This window comes from Vibrio neptunius, from assembly GCA_019339365.1.
Classification (GTDB): domain Bacteria; phylum Pseudomonadota; class Gammaproteobacteria; order Enterobacterales; family Vibrionaceae; genus Vibrio; species Vibrio neptunius.
Genome location: CP079860.1, coordinates 860,722 through 877,372 on the forward strand (window position 1 = coordinate 860,722; position 16,651 = coordinate 877,372).

Genomic DNA, 16,651 nt, shown 5'->3' on the forward strand with positions numbered 1-16,651 from the left:
GGAGGCACTATGTCTAATTGGACTTCAAATGCATTTAATTTTGATAGTTATTGTTCAGGGGGCGTAGACCAAAGAACAAGAAGCTACTCCTATCAAATTCTTTTAGGATCCTTAGTCGGCAATTGGCTAAAAGGCCCTAACCTTGATATCGCTCTGCAGTTTTCACCCTACTCGCGGGATAACCTAGGTTTCGGCATGGGTTGGCAGTTAAACATTCCAAGATACGATCTTAAAAATAAACAACTGCATCTAGCGAATGGGCAGTCTTACCGAGCTGAATTGGGCGCGAACTACAAACTTGATCTTCGCTATAAGAAATTGCTCGACTTCTCAGTGAAAGGTGACGCTAGTGGCTATGAGATTACCTATCGAAATGGTCGCAAAGACATCTTAGATGATCACGGTAATCTGATTAAAGTCATCCAAAGTGATGGCCATGCTCTGCATTTTTCCTGGTTAAACATAGGTCAAGAAAAACGTCTGAACAAAGTCTGGGATGATCGTACATCAGAAAGCCAACCACTTTTGCTTATCGTTCACGTTGATCCGAGCAGAGTGAATGTTTTTACGAATATCGGCAGTGCTCACGAAGCATATTTCAGACTTATCCTAAACAATAACAATCTCGTTCAATGCCAATTATCTGAAGATGCGGGTAGTTATGACTTTGGCTACAAAACGATAGGGTCCTATAACCTAATTCAGAGTGTTACCCACCCTTGTGGAATGCTTGAGCAACTGGCTTATGACGCCAATGGAATAAGAGTAAACACCAACACTTACCTCCCAGCGGTCACTTCTCATCGTGTTTTAACGAGAAACTCCCCCATTATTGAGACTCACTATGGCAGCGTGAATTCCGATAGCCGAAACTTTATGGGCTACAACGTGCCTGGCGGTAGTTTAGGTGAAGGGGTTGATAACTTACTTGAACGTGGAATCGAATACTCATACCGGGTACAAAAAGTGGAAAGCGGTACGATCAAGACCATTCAAACCTATAACCAATTCCACTTGTTGGTTGAAGAAGCTCGCCTGATAAACGACAAAATTGTCCACCTCAAGAAGCTTGGCTATCCAGCTCGTGACAACGAGGATTTTGCCAATCAGCCTGCTCAATACGCGCTCATCAATCAAGAAGAGCAAACTTGGTCATCGGGTGAAGATAGTCATCTGCAAACTCGTCATTGGCAATACGATCAGTACGGTAACATGTTGTCTTTTATCGATGAAAACAACATTGCTGAGTATTATGAGTACTATTCATCACAAGGTGAGCCAGGCTGTCCAGCCTCTCCTTCTGGCATGGTGAACTTTGTCAAATCTCGTACTCTGAGCAATGGTTCTGAACAACGTAAGATTTCTTATGAGTACGGAGAGGTTGCAGGTCTCAACAATCAAAAGGATGTCGTGCTGCGCTTGGAAAATGCTCATGATCGCTACCAAAGCCATTACCGCTACCACGAGAATAACAGTGAGACATTTTCTTTGGGTCGACTAGCTTCCATCCAAAACGATTTCATTCATGCAGAGGGTACCTATGCCAAGACTTCAAGCTATCACTATGTTTTGGAGGGTGACACGGTTGAAGAACATGAGGAACTGGTGTGTCACGACAATACAAAAATTAATGTGGTTGTTAGCCACTATCTCGATATTGGCGAAATTGCTCATCATGTAGATGCGGATGGTGTTCGTTGTAGTTTTGAATATGACTCGTTACGTCGGACAAAAAGCGAACGCATTGATGGTAGTGCTGCACGTTCATACCAATATCTAGTGGATACCACCCAAGCTAGGCAAACCATGGTGCTCACAGACTGCAAGGGCAATTTGTGCGAACAGAGTTGGGATGGGCAAGGCAGAGAGTTAGAAGCGAAGCTCGGCACTACAACCACTTGGAAAAAAGAGTATGACGAATTCGGACGCTTAGCCAGCAAGAGCACTTTTGACGATCTGCCCGATAAAAAGGCGCGTACGATTTCTGTCACTCAGACAGAAACGTATGAATACGATGATTGGGGGCAGATTAAAGCAACTACGCTCCCGAATGGTAATCGTCATATCGCGTTTAACAATCTAGCCAGCCGCCAAAAAACACAAGGCATTGAGGGGTTAGCGCTAACAGTCAGTGATTTGAACAACTGGGGGTTAGAAGATAGAAAGCAACAAGGTGATCGCGTTTGGCATTATGAATACGATGCTTGGGGCCGACTTAAGAAAGAAACCGATCCAGCTAGTCAATCGAAAAGCTATCAATACGACAAGTTTGATCGTGCCGTTCATATTACTCAAGCTAACCATGTGACTCAGCAAATTACCTACGCGGTACATACCGATCAAACGCAAGTCACTCAGTTAAAAATAGGTTCACAGATCGTTGGGCAGCGTGATCTTGATGGTTTGGGGCGACCTCTTGAACTTCGTCGGGGTGCCAGTAGCCAAGCCTCTTTAGCTTGGACCTATGCCGATAGCAGTAATATTCCGCAGACAGAAACCAGCTTATCCGCTCCAACAAGACGTTTTAGTCGCGATGCACAGTTAGGTGTTCTCAACGAGAAACAGTCTGGAGACCAGTCAACAACATACCAATATGATCCCGTCTCCGGCCTACCAACTGGCAGTGAAGATAGCAACGGGAGTCGAAGCTCGATTACATATTCTGTGACGGGTTTACCTGAGTTTGAGCAGCATGACGGCAACATCCGCCAGTACATTTACTCAAAAGGTGGTGTGATTACCTCGATTCAAAGCACGCGAGACAGACGTCAGTTCGGTTATGATGAGCTTGGCCGATTAGTCAAATTAAGTACAGATAAAGCTACTGTTGAATACGAATATGATCAATTTGATCGTATCACTTTAGAGCAATTGACATCGGGTAGTCACACTCAAATTACCGAGATTGAATGGGATGAATACAGTCGCGAAGTGAACCGTGCTGTCGCACTCAACGACGTTTACATCTTTGAGCAGTCTCAAGACTACAACGAACTTGGTTTACTTCGCTGCCGAGAAAAAGAGTGTGCAACCTTGGGCAATGTAACGGAGACGTACACCTATGATTCACTCTCACAACTTAAGCGCGTTGAGTTTTTAGGTACCGGCCCACTTAGCGATTGGGGTGAACCAATCTTATTCCTTGAATGGGACTACGATGACCTCGGTAATATGCTGACTCAGCGTTGTGTCACCAACGATTCTCAAGACCTCGCAGACTACTACTACGAAGCAGATGATCCAACACAGTTAACACGCATCACCCACACGCACCCTCAGCTTCCGAGCCAAACCGTACTCAAGTATGACCTGAATGGCAACATGATTGAGGATGCAGAAGGGCGAGCGCTAAGTTACGACCACTTCGACAAACTTACCAGCGTGCTGTCTGATAACACGGAATGGATGTACACCTACGACAGCAATGATCGTCTCATTGGGCAGTACTCTGATACCGATAGTCGCCAGTTTGAGTATTTGTGGAGTGACATCGCGTCTATTGAAGACAATGGCCGCGTAACCCACTACATCTACGATGATGGTGTGCCGAAATGGTCAGAACAAGACTCTGTTGTCTCTATGATAGCCACCGATCAAAACGGTTCTGTCATTGCTTCTAACACCGCGGGTCAAACGGATGCAATGTACCGCTACTCTCCATATGGTCAACGCGAACAGGTGGTAAATAACAATGAGCAATAAAGATTCAGTATTCATTACTCCGCTTAATCGTCGTGAGTTTCTGATTAAAATTGGCCAAACCAGTGCGGTGGCTGGAGGCATTTCACTACTGCCAACCTCTGTGCGTCTTGCAATGGCGCAATCTATGACGGTCTCGCCATCGCACTTAGGCTTTAACGGCGAATGGCTGGACCCGGTACTCGAAGGTTACCACTTAGGCCAAGGCTATCGAGTCTACCAACCTAAGTTAATGCGTTTTAACGCCCCAGACAGTTTAGCGCCATTTAGTGAGGGCGTTCATAATGCTTATGTCTACTGTCATAACGATCCACTCAACTTTACGGACCCAAGTGGTCATTTGAATATCAGTAAGATTTTGTTTGGTGCGTTCGGCGTTATAGCGGGTATTGTGGGGATTGCACTGGCTGCTCCGACCGGAGGCTCAAGTTTGGTTCTTGCTGCTGGCATCATTGGCGGTATTGCGGGAATGACCAGTGGTGCGCTCCAGATTGCATCAGGCATCATTGATGATGGCGACATCTCTCGTAAACTGGATATCGCTACTATTCCATTTGATATTATTGGCGTGGTCAGTGGTGGCTACTCAGCTTTCAAGTCAGTACAAAACTTACGTTGGGTAAGAGCTGGCGGTGCTTTGGAAGATGTCACTCAGCCGGGGCTAGGCTCTCGGCTGTGGAACAAGATTAGCCCGTCAGCTGAGTACAACCTTGACTGGGCGCGTAAAACCAATCCTGCGATGAGAATTGGCAGTTCAGAAGGTCAAGTTATTGTCACCAAAATGGTACAAGGCGGCAAAACCATGACTTATACGCCCCCCCGATTCACGGTGGTTTTACTAAGATTCTGCTGGGTCAAGTCAAAGTAGGCGCTCGTGGTTATACCATTTATCAAGGCATTATGACAGCTCGCTCTATTGGCAGTATTGGCTGGTCGACGGTCAAAACTATCCCCGGAAGACTAGACAGCGAGAAATCATCGAGCGACAGTATGGTAACAGAGGGTAGAAGTTCAAACCCTGAAGCGAGAAAGACTCAGCTATATTCTCTGGAAGAAACCCGCCAGCGCATAAAATATGGCAGTGATGTGCAAAGAATGATACGCCAATTGCCTCTATCCTAATCGACAAGATGCAAAAAGAGAGAGGAGACGCCAATGTCGTTCACTAAATCAACAAGCGTTAGTTTAGCTGTAACATAAAATGACGAAGCCATCCGCAAGGATGGCTTTTTTGATTTTTTACTCGCTGTATTAGTTTGGAATTGGCACAACCAGAATGTCGACAGGAGATTTGTTGATCAGGTGTCTCGAATAAGAAATGATCTTACTCCAGAAGTCCTGATGGTGGCCACATATCAGCAAGTCGACACGGTTGTCCTCAATGGTGTCATTGAGCTTATCGCCCAGATCGCCAGTCCCAACTAAAAAATGCTTCACAGGAAAATCTAGCTTGGCTTGGAATGCGCGCAACCATTCCATCGAGTATTCGTTGAGTGGTCTGACGCTGGTGTCAGCCTGAATGTCGACCAGCTCCGGATAGATTTCTCCATGGGTGCCATCAATGTGGATGAGCGATATCTCCGCGTCATGCTGCTTAGCCATAAATACCGCTCTTTCAAGCAACACATTGCTCTCTTCCGACAGCTCCAGCGCGACCAGAATATGTCGATATTTCATTACCATGTCCTCTTATTGAACTGACTCATTTCATCATAGAGCGAATCGCTGAAAAATGTTGTCTAAGAGATCGCGGAAATGCTACAAATTGCATTGGTTGAACATAAGGATATTGTTCTAATTAGTTAGAGGCGGGTTTCTTGACCGCTAACACAGAAAAGGTATGCCAATGCTTGATTCGTCCCAGTGCTGTCTTTCCTGATTCATCGCGCTCTTGGAACTGGATAATATCGAAATCTTTGAACAAAGCTTCCACCTGTGGTTTCGTCAGTGGTGTAGTTGCTATACGGAATCCATGAGCCCAAGAGTCTTTTTCACCCATGAAATCACCGCTAAATACGCCGCCAATTTTTAGGCTGTTACTGATGGATTGCCACGTGTCAGGAAACGCCTCCGGTTCAGCAAAGAACAGGCTGTTGTGTGCCAGAACCACTCCAGCTTGTGGGTAACGGAACGTTTCAAATGTGGAGAGTGAGAGATTAATCGAAGGCTGGTCTGCGAATCGATCGCGGCAGAGGCCAATCGCGTCTTCATTATTATCAAAACCATACACCTGATAGCCTTGCTGCGCTAGGTAGGCGATGTCGCTGCCCGTACCACAGCCACAGTCAATCGCAACTGTACAGCCAGAACGGTTGATTTGGTGTGCGTTCTCAGTTTTTGGTGAGTGCTTTTTGGCCAGTACCTTTTGGTAGTATTGGTGCCAAGTTTCGCTGTTCTTATCCATTGTTCACTGCTATCGGAGGGAAGGGTTGTAGTGTGCGTGAACGGAAAAAACTAGGAAATAACTATCTCACACCTCAGCCTCATTTTGTTCCTAAAATGTGAGTTACACTCAGTTCAGACTCGAAGTGAGAGAGAATATGATGACAACTTTTCCTAAGCATTTTCTGTGGGGTGGCGCGATTGCGGCCAATCAGGTGGAAGGCAGTTTTGATCATGATGGTAAAGGGCTGTCGACGTCTGACATGTTGCCCAATGGGATTCTCAGTCCGCACCAGACGCGCCAACAACGCACCGAAGGTATTAAAGATCTGGCGATAGATTTTTACCAGCGTTATCCAGAAGATATTGCTCTATTCAATGAAATGGGGTTTAACTGTCTGAGGTTGTCCATTGCTTGGACGCGTATATTCCCGAATGGCGATGAATGTGAGCCTAATGAAGAAGGGTTGGCGTATTATGATCGTGTCTTCGACGAATTAACGAAACATGATATTACGCCTTTTGTCACCTTGTCTCATTATGAGATGCCTTACGCGTTGGTAGAAAACTATGGCGGTTGGGCAAGCCGTGAACTGATTAGCCTCTTTGAGCGCTATGCTCGTACCGTGTTTGAACGTTATCAGAACAAGGTCAAACTGTGGCTGACGTTCAATGAAATCAACATGTCTCTTCACGCGCCGTTTACCGGTGTGGGCTTGGCTGAAGAGGCTAGTGAGCAGGCCATTTATCAGGCAATCCATCATCAGCTTGTCGCTAATGCAAAAGCGGTGAAACTATGTCATGAGATTATTCCAGATGCCAAGATAGGTAACATGTTGCTTGGTGCGCTTAATTATCCGTATACCTGTAATCCCGATGATGTTATCGCGGCGATGCAGGAAAATAACAAATGGCTGTTTTTTGGTGATGTCCAGACTCGCGGTCGTTACCCAGGTTACATGCTTCGCTATTTCCGTGAAAAAGGGATTGAGATCGACATGCAGCCGGGTGATATAGAGGAACTGGCGAGCGCCAGCGTTGACTTCATTTCATTCAGTTATTATGCGAGTGGCTGTGCCAGTGCGGATCCGAAGCAGAAAGAGGTCGGTAACATTGTCGACAGCGTACCTAATCCGTATCTAGAGAAAAGTCAGTGGGGGTGGTTGATTGATCCGAAAGGGCTACGCATCTTGCTTAACTTTCTTTATGACCGCTATCAGAAGCCGCTATTCATAGTTGAAAATGGACTTGGGGCGCGCGATGAAATCAACGCCAATGGGGAGATAGAAGATGATTATCGCATTGCCTATCTCAATGACCACTTGGTTCAGGCCAGAGAAGCCATATTGGATGGAGTGGAGCTGATGGGTTTCACCAGTTGGGGGCCTATCGATCTGGTTGCCAATTCCACTGCGGAAATGAGTAAGCGTTACGGCTATATTTATGTTGATCGTCATGATGACGGCAGTGGCACATTAGAGCGTAAGTGCAAGAAAAGCTTTTTCTGGTATCAGGACGTTATCCGGACTCACGGAGCATCGCTAAAATCTTGAAGTCAAGGAACCGGCTCCTTGACTGATTGCGTCTCGCGATAGGCTCATACTCGGCGCAAGTCGCTTTATGTGAATGAGTCTGAATACAATCTATCGGTTTCGTTTCCTTGAGGTGATTAGAACGGCTGGTTGGCCTAGATCGGCTCTGCCCCATTCAGAACCAGAGATGGCCATCCCTTGAAGTCCTTTTGGTGTGTGTCCTGAATTTCTACTTGTCCTGAATTTCTACTCTGAATTTCTAGTTTCTATTTCTCAAATAGTCAAAATTTGAGACCGACCTTGCCTCATATTGATGCTTCTTATGCATTTAAAAAGCCCCTTACGTCGATTGACATAAAGGGCTACTGGGAAAACAGGGATACCCGTTAGAAAATGAACTTATAGCCTAATGAGATCATCAACAGGCTCAGAGAGATGGATATCGTTCGTTGAATGAGTTTTGGACCATACTTCATTGCCGAAGCGCTACCAACGTGGTTACCAAATAAGTTCATGACCACTAATGGGACGGCCAATGCGTACATAACACTCCCCGCTAACATGAATGCGATCAGTGCACCTATATTCGAAGCAAAATTAAATAACTTTGACGTCGCTGAAGCGGAAACCAAATCGAACTTGAGCAAATAATGCAGTGCAAGGATCAGAAAGCTTCCAGTTCCCGGCCCGAAGAAACCATCGTAAAATCCAATCACAAATACGGCAGCAGGAACACCAAACAAGATGACGTATCGATTGATGGGCGCATTCGTATCGTGTTCTTTGCTCTTTTTGGGAATGAAAGATAACACAATACCAAATGGAAGCATGGCGAGTATGATCTTGCCGATCGTATCAGGATCGAAATAAAGTATTGCTTCCGCACCCGCATAGGCCCCCACTAAACCCGCAGGTATACCCGTTGCTACCGCTGTCCAGATCACACATTTATTTCTGACGAAATTACGGATCGCCGCAATGGTACCAATGGTGCTGACAATCTTCTCTTGTCCCAGCGCAATGTGTGGCGGTAGGCCGGCAAGAATGAAAGAAGGAACCAAAATCAGACCGCCTCCACCGGCAACCGAATCAATAAACCCAGCAGCAAATGCAGACACCATCAGTGCAACCAGAATCCAAAATGTAATATCGCTTCCTAGAAATTCCACGCTGTGTTGCTCCTTTTATGATGACTCTTGATAGGTTTTGATGAGTACAGAGGTGTCCATACGACCGTATCCGTGGTTCTGTAGCTCACGATATTCACTATCTACTTTGATCGTGAGTGGCAAATCTATCCCTAACCTTTTGCTTTCGTCGATACAAATGCCTAAATCTTTGCGCATCCAATCAATCGCGAACCCAAAATCAAATTCATCTCTAGACATCGTTGAGGAACGATTCTCCATCTGCCAAGAACCTGCCGCCCCATGCTTCAAGACATCCACAAGGTCATCGATATCTAAGCCAGCATGTTTTGCCAACGTCAGTCCTTCACTCAAGCCTTTCAAAACGCCAGCAATACAGATCTGATTGACCATTTTTGAACGTTGGCCTTGGCCGTTTCCTCCCATCAACTTGGATTGTTTTCCATAAACGCTCATCACAGATGCTGCCTGCTCATACATTTCACTTTGACCACCACACATGATAGTTAGAGCACCATTTTCAGCCCCCGCTTGCCCACCAGACACAGGGGCATCAATGAATGCGATCCCTTTTTGTTTGCAGGCCACACCGAGTTCAATCGCCAATTCGGCGGATGTGGTGGTATGGTCGACCAAGATACTTCCTGGTTTCATATTGTCGATAAGACCCGTCTCACCGTAAACCACGCTGCGAACGTCATCATCATTTCCTACACAAACAAATACCAAATCACAATCTTGAGCCGCGGCCCCTGGCGATGAACAAACCTCACCGTGATAGTCTTTCGCCCAGTCATGAGCCTTTTTCGTTGTGCGATTGTAAACTTTGGTTGGGTAACCATGACTAGAAAGGTGTCCTGCCATTGGGTAGCCCATGACACCTAATCCAATAAAGGCAACATTGTTTTTCATAGCGTTCTCCTTAGTCCTTTGCTATTTGCTTTCAATTTCCGTACGGCAATATTTGAACAAGCGAACTTATTGCAAATTCACTCACCAACGATCAGTGCTATTTTGACGTGGATAACCCCTTTCTCTGCTGTGGCCCACACGTTGATAGACCAAATGGCGTTTAAGGTCTCCACGGTTCCACTTTGATAAGATATTATTTCAATGTTCTTTCATTGATATATGTCAATTTTAGTGTCATTGACTAATGGCGATTTTGCAATCATCCCGTGGGCACGAGGTGTTTAACCTTACTTATCTACCAACCTTTCATAGTCAATTATGAAAAGTCTTCATCTGAGATTCAGTGATGGTATTTTATGGTCAGATGTCATAGGACATAGGCCTCTTCGCTACACGGGGTAATGAGTGAATCTGAGCTTCCTCATTGAGCATTGTTTTTAGTGTTATGTAATCTTCTTATCACTTTGATGCATGTTATTTGTCAAATTGACATATGTCAATTTAAAAATGACATCATTAACTGATCAATTCCATAGCGAATAGACATAGTTATGCTTTATAATCGAAGAGGATAATTAAGGAGAAGTCGATTGAATAACAACAAATTCGTACGTATTGCTGACGCTATTGAAGAAAAGATTAATAGTGGCGAATACACGGCCAACACTAAGCTACCGACCCATCGACAGTTAGCTGATGAGCTTAAAACGACTCCAGCGACGGTCGCTAAAGCCTATAAGTTGCTTAGTGACAAAGGTCGGCTTGAATCGTTTGTTGGTAAAGGTACGTTTGTTGCTGCTCACTCTGATCTGAATGAAGCTATTCAAGTGGTCCATGAAGACACCAATTACAATTTCTCTCTGCTACAGCCGTGCTTACACAAGAACATTCCTGCGATTAAGAGCGCCTATCGACAAGCGTCTGATCATCTCACTGAAACTTTGATTGGATATTGTGAAGACTCGGGACATGAAAAACACCGACAAGCGGCCGTCAAGTGGGCTCAACAGTATGGTCTGGAAGGCGGTAGTATCGATAACACCGTATTGACCAATGGGGCTCAACATGCTCTCTCTTTATTAGTAGAAACGCTAACTGAGCCTGGTGACACCATTTTGGTTGAATCCCTCACTTATCCAGGAATATTGGCCATTGCCAATTTATCTAACCGTAACGTTGTCGGCGTTGACTTAGACGAACATGGTCTATCTCCAGCATCACTGGATAGTGCGATTCAACAATATTCACCCTCTCTCGTGATTGTCATTCCATGCCATCAGAACCCCACAGGTGTGTCGATGCCTGAAATGAGAAAAAAAGAAATCGCTCAGATCATCAATGAGCATCAAGTTTGGTTGGTAGAAGATGACATCTATTGCTTCTTAGATGAACACCCCATCCCCCTATTGCTAACTTTGCACCAGATTACACATTTCATGTCACCGCTTTGTCTAAAGCGATTAGCCCTGCAATGCGGTGCGGGTTTATTAAAGCACCGGCTAGTCAAATCGCACGGCTCAATGCTCACATACGAGCCAATATCTGGTTGTCATCGCCTATCAACTACATTGCCGCGACACTGCTTATCGAGTCGGGTGAAGCTTTCACTCTCGCCTCGAACCAAAGAGACATGGCGTCGAGCCGACAAAAAATCGCTCGTGAGATTTTTTCATTGAATGGCGTGGAATCTACTGGCTACCATATGTGGTTATCTTTACCCGAGCATTGGCAGCAAGATAGGTTTACCATGGAAGCCAAGAACCGCGGATTAATTGTCACCAGTGGCAGCTATTTCAGTGTGGATGGCTCAAGCACTCAACATATCCGGCTTTCACTTACCTCTATCAGTCAAGAGAGAAAATTGATTGAAGGGCTCAAACAAATTCGTGATCTCCTGAATGCCAGTCCAAATGCCTTTATGCCTTTCTGATCAGTTGTAATCCATCAGAATCCATGCTTTCTAGGTTACGGAGTGTGAGGCGTGCGGTTTCAGACCCCAGCCTTTTCGAGTGTCCTGAATGTTGCTCAATTTTTAGTAGCTTAGGATAAATTGATTGAAAGTCAGGCAGATAAAAAGCGAGACGGCATGTTATTAAGAATGTTAGGTGATTATGAATTTTACAGAAGCGGTCAAGAAAGTTGAAAGCTATTTAAAGGGTGAAGAGATTAAAATGAACAGCTTTGGTTCTTCTTTACCAAATTACGTGCACCCCAATATAAAGTTAAAAATTCAAGACCATGACACTGAACAATATGACTTTGGATGGGTATTCTATTACAACACCGAGAAGTACATAGAAACCGGTGATTTCAGAGAGGCGCTTGGAGGAAATGCTCCTTTAATTGTCAATAAAGACACCGGAGATATTGTCATTACAGGGACTGCTGAAGATATTGGTTTTTACATAAAGAACTATATAAAAACAGGAAACCCTCACAAAGAGACGTAGAGCTCACCTCACAAAAGCGCCTGTAGCTCTTTTGGTGTGTTCTCACTCACTGTAAGCCACGCCGCTTAGCTTTGACCATTAAAAGGAGATTGACTGATGTTCGGATTGTTCAAGAAAAGGGCAGCAGGCCAGAACCTGAGCCCGAATATATCGTGGCCACGATAAATGCTCGAATACAACCAATGCACAGAGCTGAAGTATACGGAGACCCTCTTGATGAAATTTTGTCAAAAAACTCAATCGGTGAAGTTTCTGGCGGCGGCACACTTCAATCCCAGTCTGGGGAAATCGAGCATTGCGATGTAGTAATTCAGGTTAACAACTCAAGTAGAGAAACGGTTGAAGTCATCAGATCTTCGCTCGAAAATATAGGAATACCCAAAGGTTCTAAATTAAAGATTGAAACCACTGACTCGGAGCTTGAGCTCGGTACTTTAGAAGGTTTAGCTATTTACTTAAATGGTACAGACCTAGATCCCGAAGTATATGCAAATAGCGACTCTAACTACGTCCACAGCGAGTTGGATCGTTTAACTTATGGTCATGGTAAAGTCTATAGTTACTGGCAAGGGCCAAAGGGAACTGCTTTCTACTTGTATGGTACTTCCTTTGCTCAAATGAAATTGCAGATTTCAGAGTTGGTTACTAGTTACCCTCTTTGCCAAAAGTGCAGAATTGAGCAGATTGCATAAAGGTGGCTAATAAGGGGCGTGTAATAGTCAACAAATCCCAAAAAATACACCCGTAAAGAGAAAGATTATCGATTTACCGAGAGTGATTAATGTGTTGTTTAAGAACTATGTTTCTGTTGGAAAATCACTGTTGACTTGCTCCTTTAACCAATCAATAAACAATGTCACTTTGGGTCTTTTCAAGTTCTTTTCAGGTAAACATATAAAATATGAGAAGGATAGCTCGGTAAAATTCTCTCCAATTCTAACTAAAGTTTTATTTTTGATATATCTATTAACTAGGCTGTGTTTTATTAATCCTATTCCTTGCATTGCTAGGGCACTTTCTACCACAAATTGAGAACCATGAAATAAAATCGAAGGATTAATGGGTTTTTTATCATTTAATTCCAGCCAAGTCTTCCAACTCATATCTGTATAAATATCTTCTATTAGCACACCATTATTCAAATCATCGATGCTATATATGCCATACTTTTCTTGATAATAAGGGTGGCATACAGGATATATAATGTCTTTCATCAACCATTCACAATGCATTCCAGTATATTGACCAGAACCGAAGCGTACGCATAAATCGATACTATTGTCAGTGGGTTGAGAGAGACGGTTGGTTGGTTCAACTAGAATGTTGATATCAGGGTGCCGCTCTCTGAATCCTTGTAATCTTGGAATTAGCCAATGATGAGCAAAAGAGCTAGGTGTTGATATCGCGAGCTTGTTTGGGTATGGGTCATCAACCAGTTCATCCAGACCAGATTCTAGGTGGTTAAATCCTTTCTTGACCTGTTTGTAAAGACTTTCCCCATAAGGGGTGAGTTCAATTTTCCTGTGATGACGGTGGAACAGGCAAGTGTCTACGCTAGCTTCGAGTTGTCTTATTTGCTGACTTACTGCAGCTGGAGAAACGAAGAGTTCTTTTGCTGCTAATTTGAAGCTCCCTAAAGCTGCCGCTCGATAAAAATAATGTAAACCTTGGAGAGGAAGATTCTGTCTTTTCAATTAAGAAGGCCTTAACTAACGGCAATAAAGAATTGCTTGTCAGGTTGACATAAATTTACAAATATATAAAAGTATCATTGAAATATGGTTTTTTTTATCAATTAGGCTCGCATGACAAGGAATAGTTTTGAATAAGTATACAAATATAAAAAAATCAATAGATATAAGCGAAGGTTTCTGGGATACAACCAGCAATAATGGCCTTGCTAATATTATCAGTAAGAATATGGGAAATGGTGAGCACTTGACAGTTCCCGGAGGCGAGCAGTTTGTCAATATGTCCTCGTACTCTTATCTTGGTTTGGATAGCCATCCTGCAATTATACAAGGTGCAATTGACGGTATTCAGTCGACAGGGGCATTAAATTCTTCGACTTCACGCATTCGTGTTCAATACGAAATACTGAACCAAGCAGAGTGCCAATTAGGTGAACTAACAAGTAGTGACGTGTTCACACTGCCTTCTTGCGCAGCGGCCGCCGCCGCAGTATTACCATTACTTTCATCTGGTGCCCTTACCAATAATACCCCCCGGTCATGGTTTTTGATAAGCATGCGCACTTTTGTCTGAATTATATGAAACCCATTTGCGCTGATGAAACAAAAGTCATCACGATTGAGCATAACGACATGTGCGCATTGGAGGATATTTGTAAGCAGCACCAACAAGTCGCGTTTGTCGCTGATTCTATATACAGCACAGGTGGAGCGGCACCGATAAAAAGGTTACTAGAACTGCAAAGTCAATACGGGCTATTTCTGCTGATTGACGAAGCTCACGGCCTTTCTACCACTGGTCATAATGGAGTAGGCATGGTTTTGAGTGAAGTCGATGAACTTAATGATCAGACGTTGCTCATCGCATCTCTAAATAAAGGCTTTGGTGCATCGGGTGGTGCCGTGTTCTTTCGTCAACACAAGGACAATAAAGTCAGGAACCTTTTAGCCAGATATGGTGGGCCGATCACTTGGTCACAGCGAATTAATACGGCGGGCCTTGGCGCTATTATTGCTTCGACTGAGTTGCATCAGGATGGAACAATTAATCGATTACAAACGACGCTAATGCGTAAAGTTGAATTGTTTGACGAGTTGGTAACGACCCAAGCCAAAGGTGATGGATTGCCTATCCGATTTGTTTCTTTGGGAGACGAGCAAGCGACCATCAATATAGCCAGAGAGCTATTTAGTTCGGGCTTTTACACTTCAGCGATATTCTTCCCAGTCATCGCCAGAGGTAAGGCGGGTCTAAGAGTCATGTTGCGCTCAAATATGCAAGATAAAGATATTCAAGAGTTCGCCATTAGATTGAATCAACTCAAGCAAAAGCATGGAGTGCATGATGCGTAGAGCAGGTAATCGTCTCGTACTGGTTTTAGCTTGTACGCTAGTGCTGATGGCACAGATGTCGACCACTTTGTATTTGCCAGCTTTGCCTGAGGTCGCAAGCGAACTTTCCATAAGTCGTCATTACGCTGAATTGTCCATTTCACTTTTTGTGATTGGAGCGGCTTTACCCGTTATTTACTGGGGGCATGCTGCAGAAAAATATGGGCGAGATAGATCCTTGATGATGGCTTTAAGTGTGTTTATTGGAGCGAGTTTATATCTCTATTTTGCACAAACAATCGAGAGCTTAATGGTCGCGAGAGTAATCCAAGGGATGGGAGCGGGTGGTGCTGCAATCATTGCCAGGATCTTGGTAAGAGATAACTGGAGCGGAGATGAGTTGACGCAGAAACTCTCGCTGCTTTCGATGGCCTTCATTGCTGCTTTAGGTATCGGGCAGTTTATCGGTTCGATATTAACTGAGTATAGCGATTGGCGGTTTGGCTTCATATTATTGTCGGCCATAGCTGTCGGAGCATTAGTCGTGATTATGTTCATCCCTTTTCAATCGACTGAACAAAAGCGTCAAGCTTCACCAACATCGCGATCAAGTTATATTCAAATTGCAAATGACCGCAGTTTTCTGATCCCTTGCGTTCAAGGAGGGCTTGGGTTTGCCACGATAGTGACGTTGCAAGAAGTGAGTCCATTTGTATTTTCACATGACTTACAGCTATCTAGCCAAATGTTTGGTTTCTTTGGCCTTAGTATTGGTGTTGCGTATTTCTTAGGCTCTCTTTGTGTCAAACATTTTGTAACCAAGGTTGGCAGTCAGAAGTTAATGAATCTGGGGGCCTATCTGATGATGTTAGGCTCAATAATCATGCTAGGGGTTTGGTTGTTCAGCACTGCGATTCCAAGGCAAATCCTTATTGCTGCTTATCTTAGTTTGTATCTACTCATTATTTTTGGACAAGCTATCGTTTTTCCAAACAGCATGTCCATTGCTGCAAGCCAATCTTCGCACAATGGCGCGCATAGCATTGCTTTGTGTGGATTCCTACAGCAATCAATGGCCGGAATAGCAGCGGCATTAGCGGTTGGTGCGGGGCAAAGTCATAGCTGGGCGTACTGGGTTGCTATTATGGCAGTAGTGATTCTTGGTCTTAGTTTTACGAATAAAGAGCAAAAAGCATGTCTGAATTAGTTTCAATATTAGATCCGAAAACTGAAGAGGCCAAAGTTAACTTTGATGGTTATCAAGCTATTCTAGAAAAGTTTAATCAAGCCCAATCTGAATCACTCGCTTTAGAGTTGCCAAGTCGTGAAAAGCAAAGCTCTAGAGGTAAACTTTCTCCCCGGGAACGGATATCAAAAGTGATTGATGTTGGAACCTCATTCTTTGAAATCGGGCAAATAGCAGGATACAAAGTCTATGAGCAACCTCTCCCGAGCGCAGCAATAGTGACCGGTGTTGGTGTAATAAACGGCCGTAAATTGTAGTG

General features: G+C 44.2%; 13 protein-coding genes and 2 pseudogenes. 10 read left to right on the forward strand and 5 right to left on the reverse strand.

Annotated elements, in window-relative coordinates; genetic code table 11:
• The first annotated feature begins 9 nt into the window (after window positions 1-9).
• Window positions 10-3,702 (forward strand): RHS repeat protein, encoded by a 3,693-nt coding sequence (locus KW548_20550; GenBank protein QXX09415.1) that lies wholly within the window; start codon window positions 10-12, stop codon window positions 3,700-3,702.
• Window positions 3,692-4,821, forward strand: a pseudogene (locus KW548_20555) (RHS repeat-associated core domain-containing protein). The gene KW548_20550 and the pseudogene KW548_20555 overlap by 11 nt, the downstream one beginning before the upstream one ends.
• Window positions 4,822-4,950: 129 nt before the next feature.
• Here the strand turns inward: KW548_20555 and KW548_20560 are convergent.
• Complete coding sequence (locus tag KW548_20560; protein ID QXX09416.1) at window positions 4,951-5,376, reverse strand: universal stress protein; 426 nt, start codon at window positions 5,374-5,376, stop codon at window positions 4,951-4,953.
• Window positions 5,377-5,497: 121 nt separating this feature from the next.
• Window positions 5,498-6,103, reverse strand: coding sequence for a class I SAM-dependent methyltransferase (locus KW548_20565; protein QXX09417.1), 606 nt, complete (start codon window positions 6,101-6,103; stop codon window positions 5,498-5,500).
• A 139-nt stretch (window positions 6,104-6,242) separates the two neighbouring features.
• Here KW548_20565 and ascB point away from each other — a divergent pair, with 139 nt between their 5' ends.
• Complete coding sequence (gene ascB / locus KW548_20570) at window positions 6,243-7,634, forward strand: 6-phospho-beta-glucosidase (GenBank protein ID QXX09489.1); 1,392 nt, start codon at window positions 6,243-6,245, stop codon at window positions 7,632-7,634.
• A gap of 365 nt (window positions 7,635-7,999) precedes the next feature.
• Here the strand turns inward: ascB and KW548_20575 are convergent, their stop codons facing one another.
• Both KW548_20575 and KW548_20580 read right to left on the reverse strand, forming a co-directional pair.
• Entirely contained in the window at window positions 8,000-8,782 is a 783-nt protein-coding gene (locus KW548_20575) for a TSUP family transporter (GenBank protein ID QXX09418.1), read from the reverse strand.
• A 15-nt stretch (window positions 8,783-8,797) separates the two neighbouring features.
• Window positions 8,798-9,673, reverse strand: a complete 876-nt coding sequence (locus KW548_20580) for an NAD(P)-dependent oxidoreductase (protein QXX09419.1) — start codon at window positions 9,671-9,673, stop codon at window positions 8,798-8,800.
• Window positions 9,674-10,263: 590 nt separating this feature from the next.
• On the opposite strand from KW548_20580, the pseudogene KW548_20585 reads away from it, so the two are divergent.
• From KW548_20585 to KW548_20595, 3 genes and pseudogenes are all read left to right on the forward strand, one after another.
• Window positions 10,264-11,603: pseudogene (locus KW548_20585) on the forward strand (PLP-dependent aminotransferase family protein).
• Window positions 11,604-11,784: 181 nt separating this feature from the next.
• Window positions 11,785-12,123: a YrhB family protein gene (locus tag KW548_20590; GenBank protein ID QXX09420.1), complete on the forward strand. Its 339-nt coding sequence runs from the start codon at window positions 11,785-11,787 to the stop codon at window positions 12,121-12,123.
• Window positions 12,124-12,212: 89 nt separating this feature from the next.
• A complete protein-coding gene (locus tag KW548_20595) occupies window positions 12,213-12,815 on the forward strand; it encodes a hypothetical protein (GenBank protein QXX09421.1) in 603 nt (200 codons plus the stop codon).
• A gap of 105 nt (window positions 12,816-12,920) precedes the next feature.
• Here the strand turns inward: KW548_20595 and KW548_20600 are convergent, their stop codons facing one another.
• Entirely contained in the window at window positions 12,921-13,817 is an 897-nt protein-coding gene (locus KW548_20600) for a LysR family transcriptional regulator (GenBank protein QXX09422.1), read from the reverse strand.
• 127 nt (window positions 13,818-13,944) lie between these two features.
• On the opposite strand from KW548_20600, the gene KW548_20605 reads away from it, so the two are divergent.
• From KW548_20605 to KW548_20620, 4 genes are read left to right on the forward strand one after another with little or no spacing between them, the layout of a single operon-like run.
• Window positions 13,945-14,388: a hypothetical protein gene (locus tag KW548_20605; GenBank protein QXX09423.1), complete on the forward strand. Its 444-nt coding sequence runs from the start codon at window positions 13,945-13,947 to the stop codon at window positions 14,386-14,388.
• Window positions 14,355-15,167: an aminotransferase class I/II-fold pyridoxal phosphate-dependent enzyme gene (locus KW548_20610; protein ID QXX09424.1), complete on the forward strand. Its 813-nt coding sequence runs from the start codon at window positions 14,355-14,357 to the stop codon at window positions 15,165-15,167. Before KW548_20605 ends, KW548_20610 begins: the two co-directional genes overlap by 34 nt.
• On the forward strand, window positions 15,160-16,353 hold the full coding sequence (locus KW548_20615) for an MFS transporter (GenBank protein QXX09490.1): 1,194 nt from the start codon (window positions 15,160-15,162) through the stop codon (window positions 16,351-16,353). Before KW548_20610 ends, KW548_20615 begins: the two co-directional genes overlap by 8 nt.
• Window positions 16,341-16,649: a hypothetical protein gene (locus KW548_20620; protein QXX09425.1), complete on the forward strand. Its 309-nt coding sequence runs from the start codon at window positions 16,341-16,343 to the stop codon at window positions 16,647-16,649. Before KW548_20615 ends, KW548_20620 begins: the two co-directional genes overlap by 13 nt.
• Window positions 16,650-16,651 lie beyond the last annotated feature (2 nt).

Bases quoted from the DNA above. Each gene is read 5' to 3' on its own strand.
- ascB (QXX09489.1), top strand. From the start codon at position 6,243: ATGACAACTTTTCCTAAGCATTTTCTGTGGGGTGGCGCGATTGCGGCC.
- KW548_20560 (QXX09416.1), bottom strand. From the start codon at position 5,376: ATGAAATATCGACATATTCTGGTCGCGCTGGAGCTGTCGGAAGAGAGC.
- KW548_20590 (QXX09420.1), top strand. From the start codon at position 11,785: ATGAATTTTACAGAAGCGGTCAAGAAAGTTGAAAGCTATTTAAAGGGT.
- KW548_20580 (QXX09419.1), bottom strand. From the start codon at position 9,673: ATGAAAAACAATGTTGCCTTTATTGGATTAGGTGTCATGGGCTACCCA.
- KW548_20550 (QXX09415.1), top strand. From the start codon at position 10: ATGTCTAATTGGACTTCAAATGCATTTAATTTTGATAGTTATTGTTCA.
- KW548_20565 (QXX09417.1), bottom strand. From the start codon at position 6,103: ATGGATAAGAACAGCGAAACTTGGCACCAATACTACCAAAAGGTACTG.
- KW548_20610 (QXX09424.1), top strand. From the start codon at position 14,355: ATGGTTTTTGATAAGCATGCGCACTTTTGTCTGAATTATATGAAACCC.
- KW548_20615 (QXX09490.1), top strand. From the start codon at position 15,160: ATGCGTAGAGCAGGTAATCGTCTCGTACTGGTTTTAGCTTGTACGCTA.
- KW548_20620 (QXX09425.1), top strand. From the start codon at position 16,341: ATGTCTGAATTAGTTTCAATATTAGATCCGAAAACTGAAGAGGCCAAA.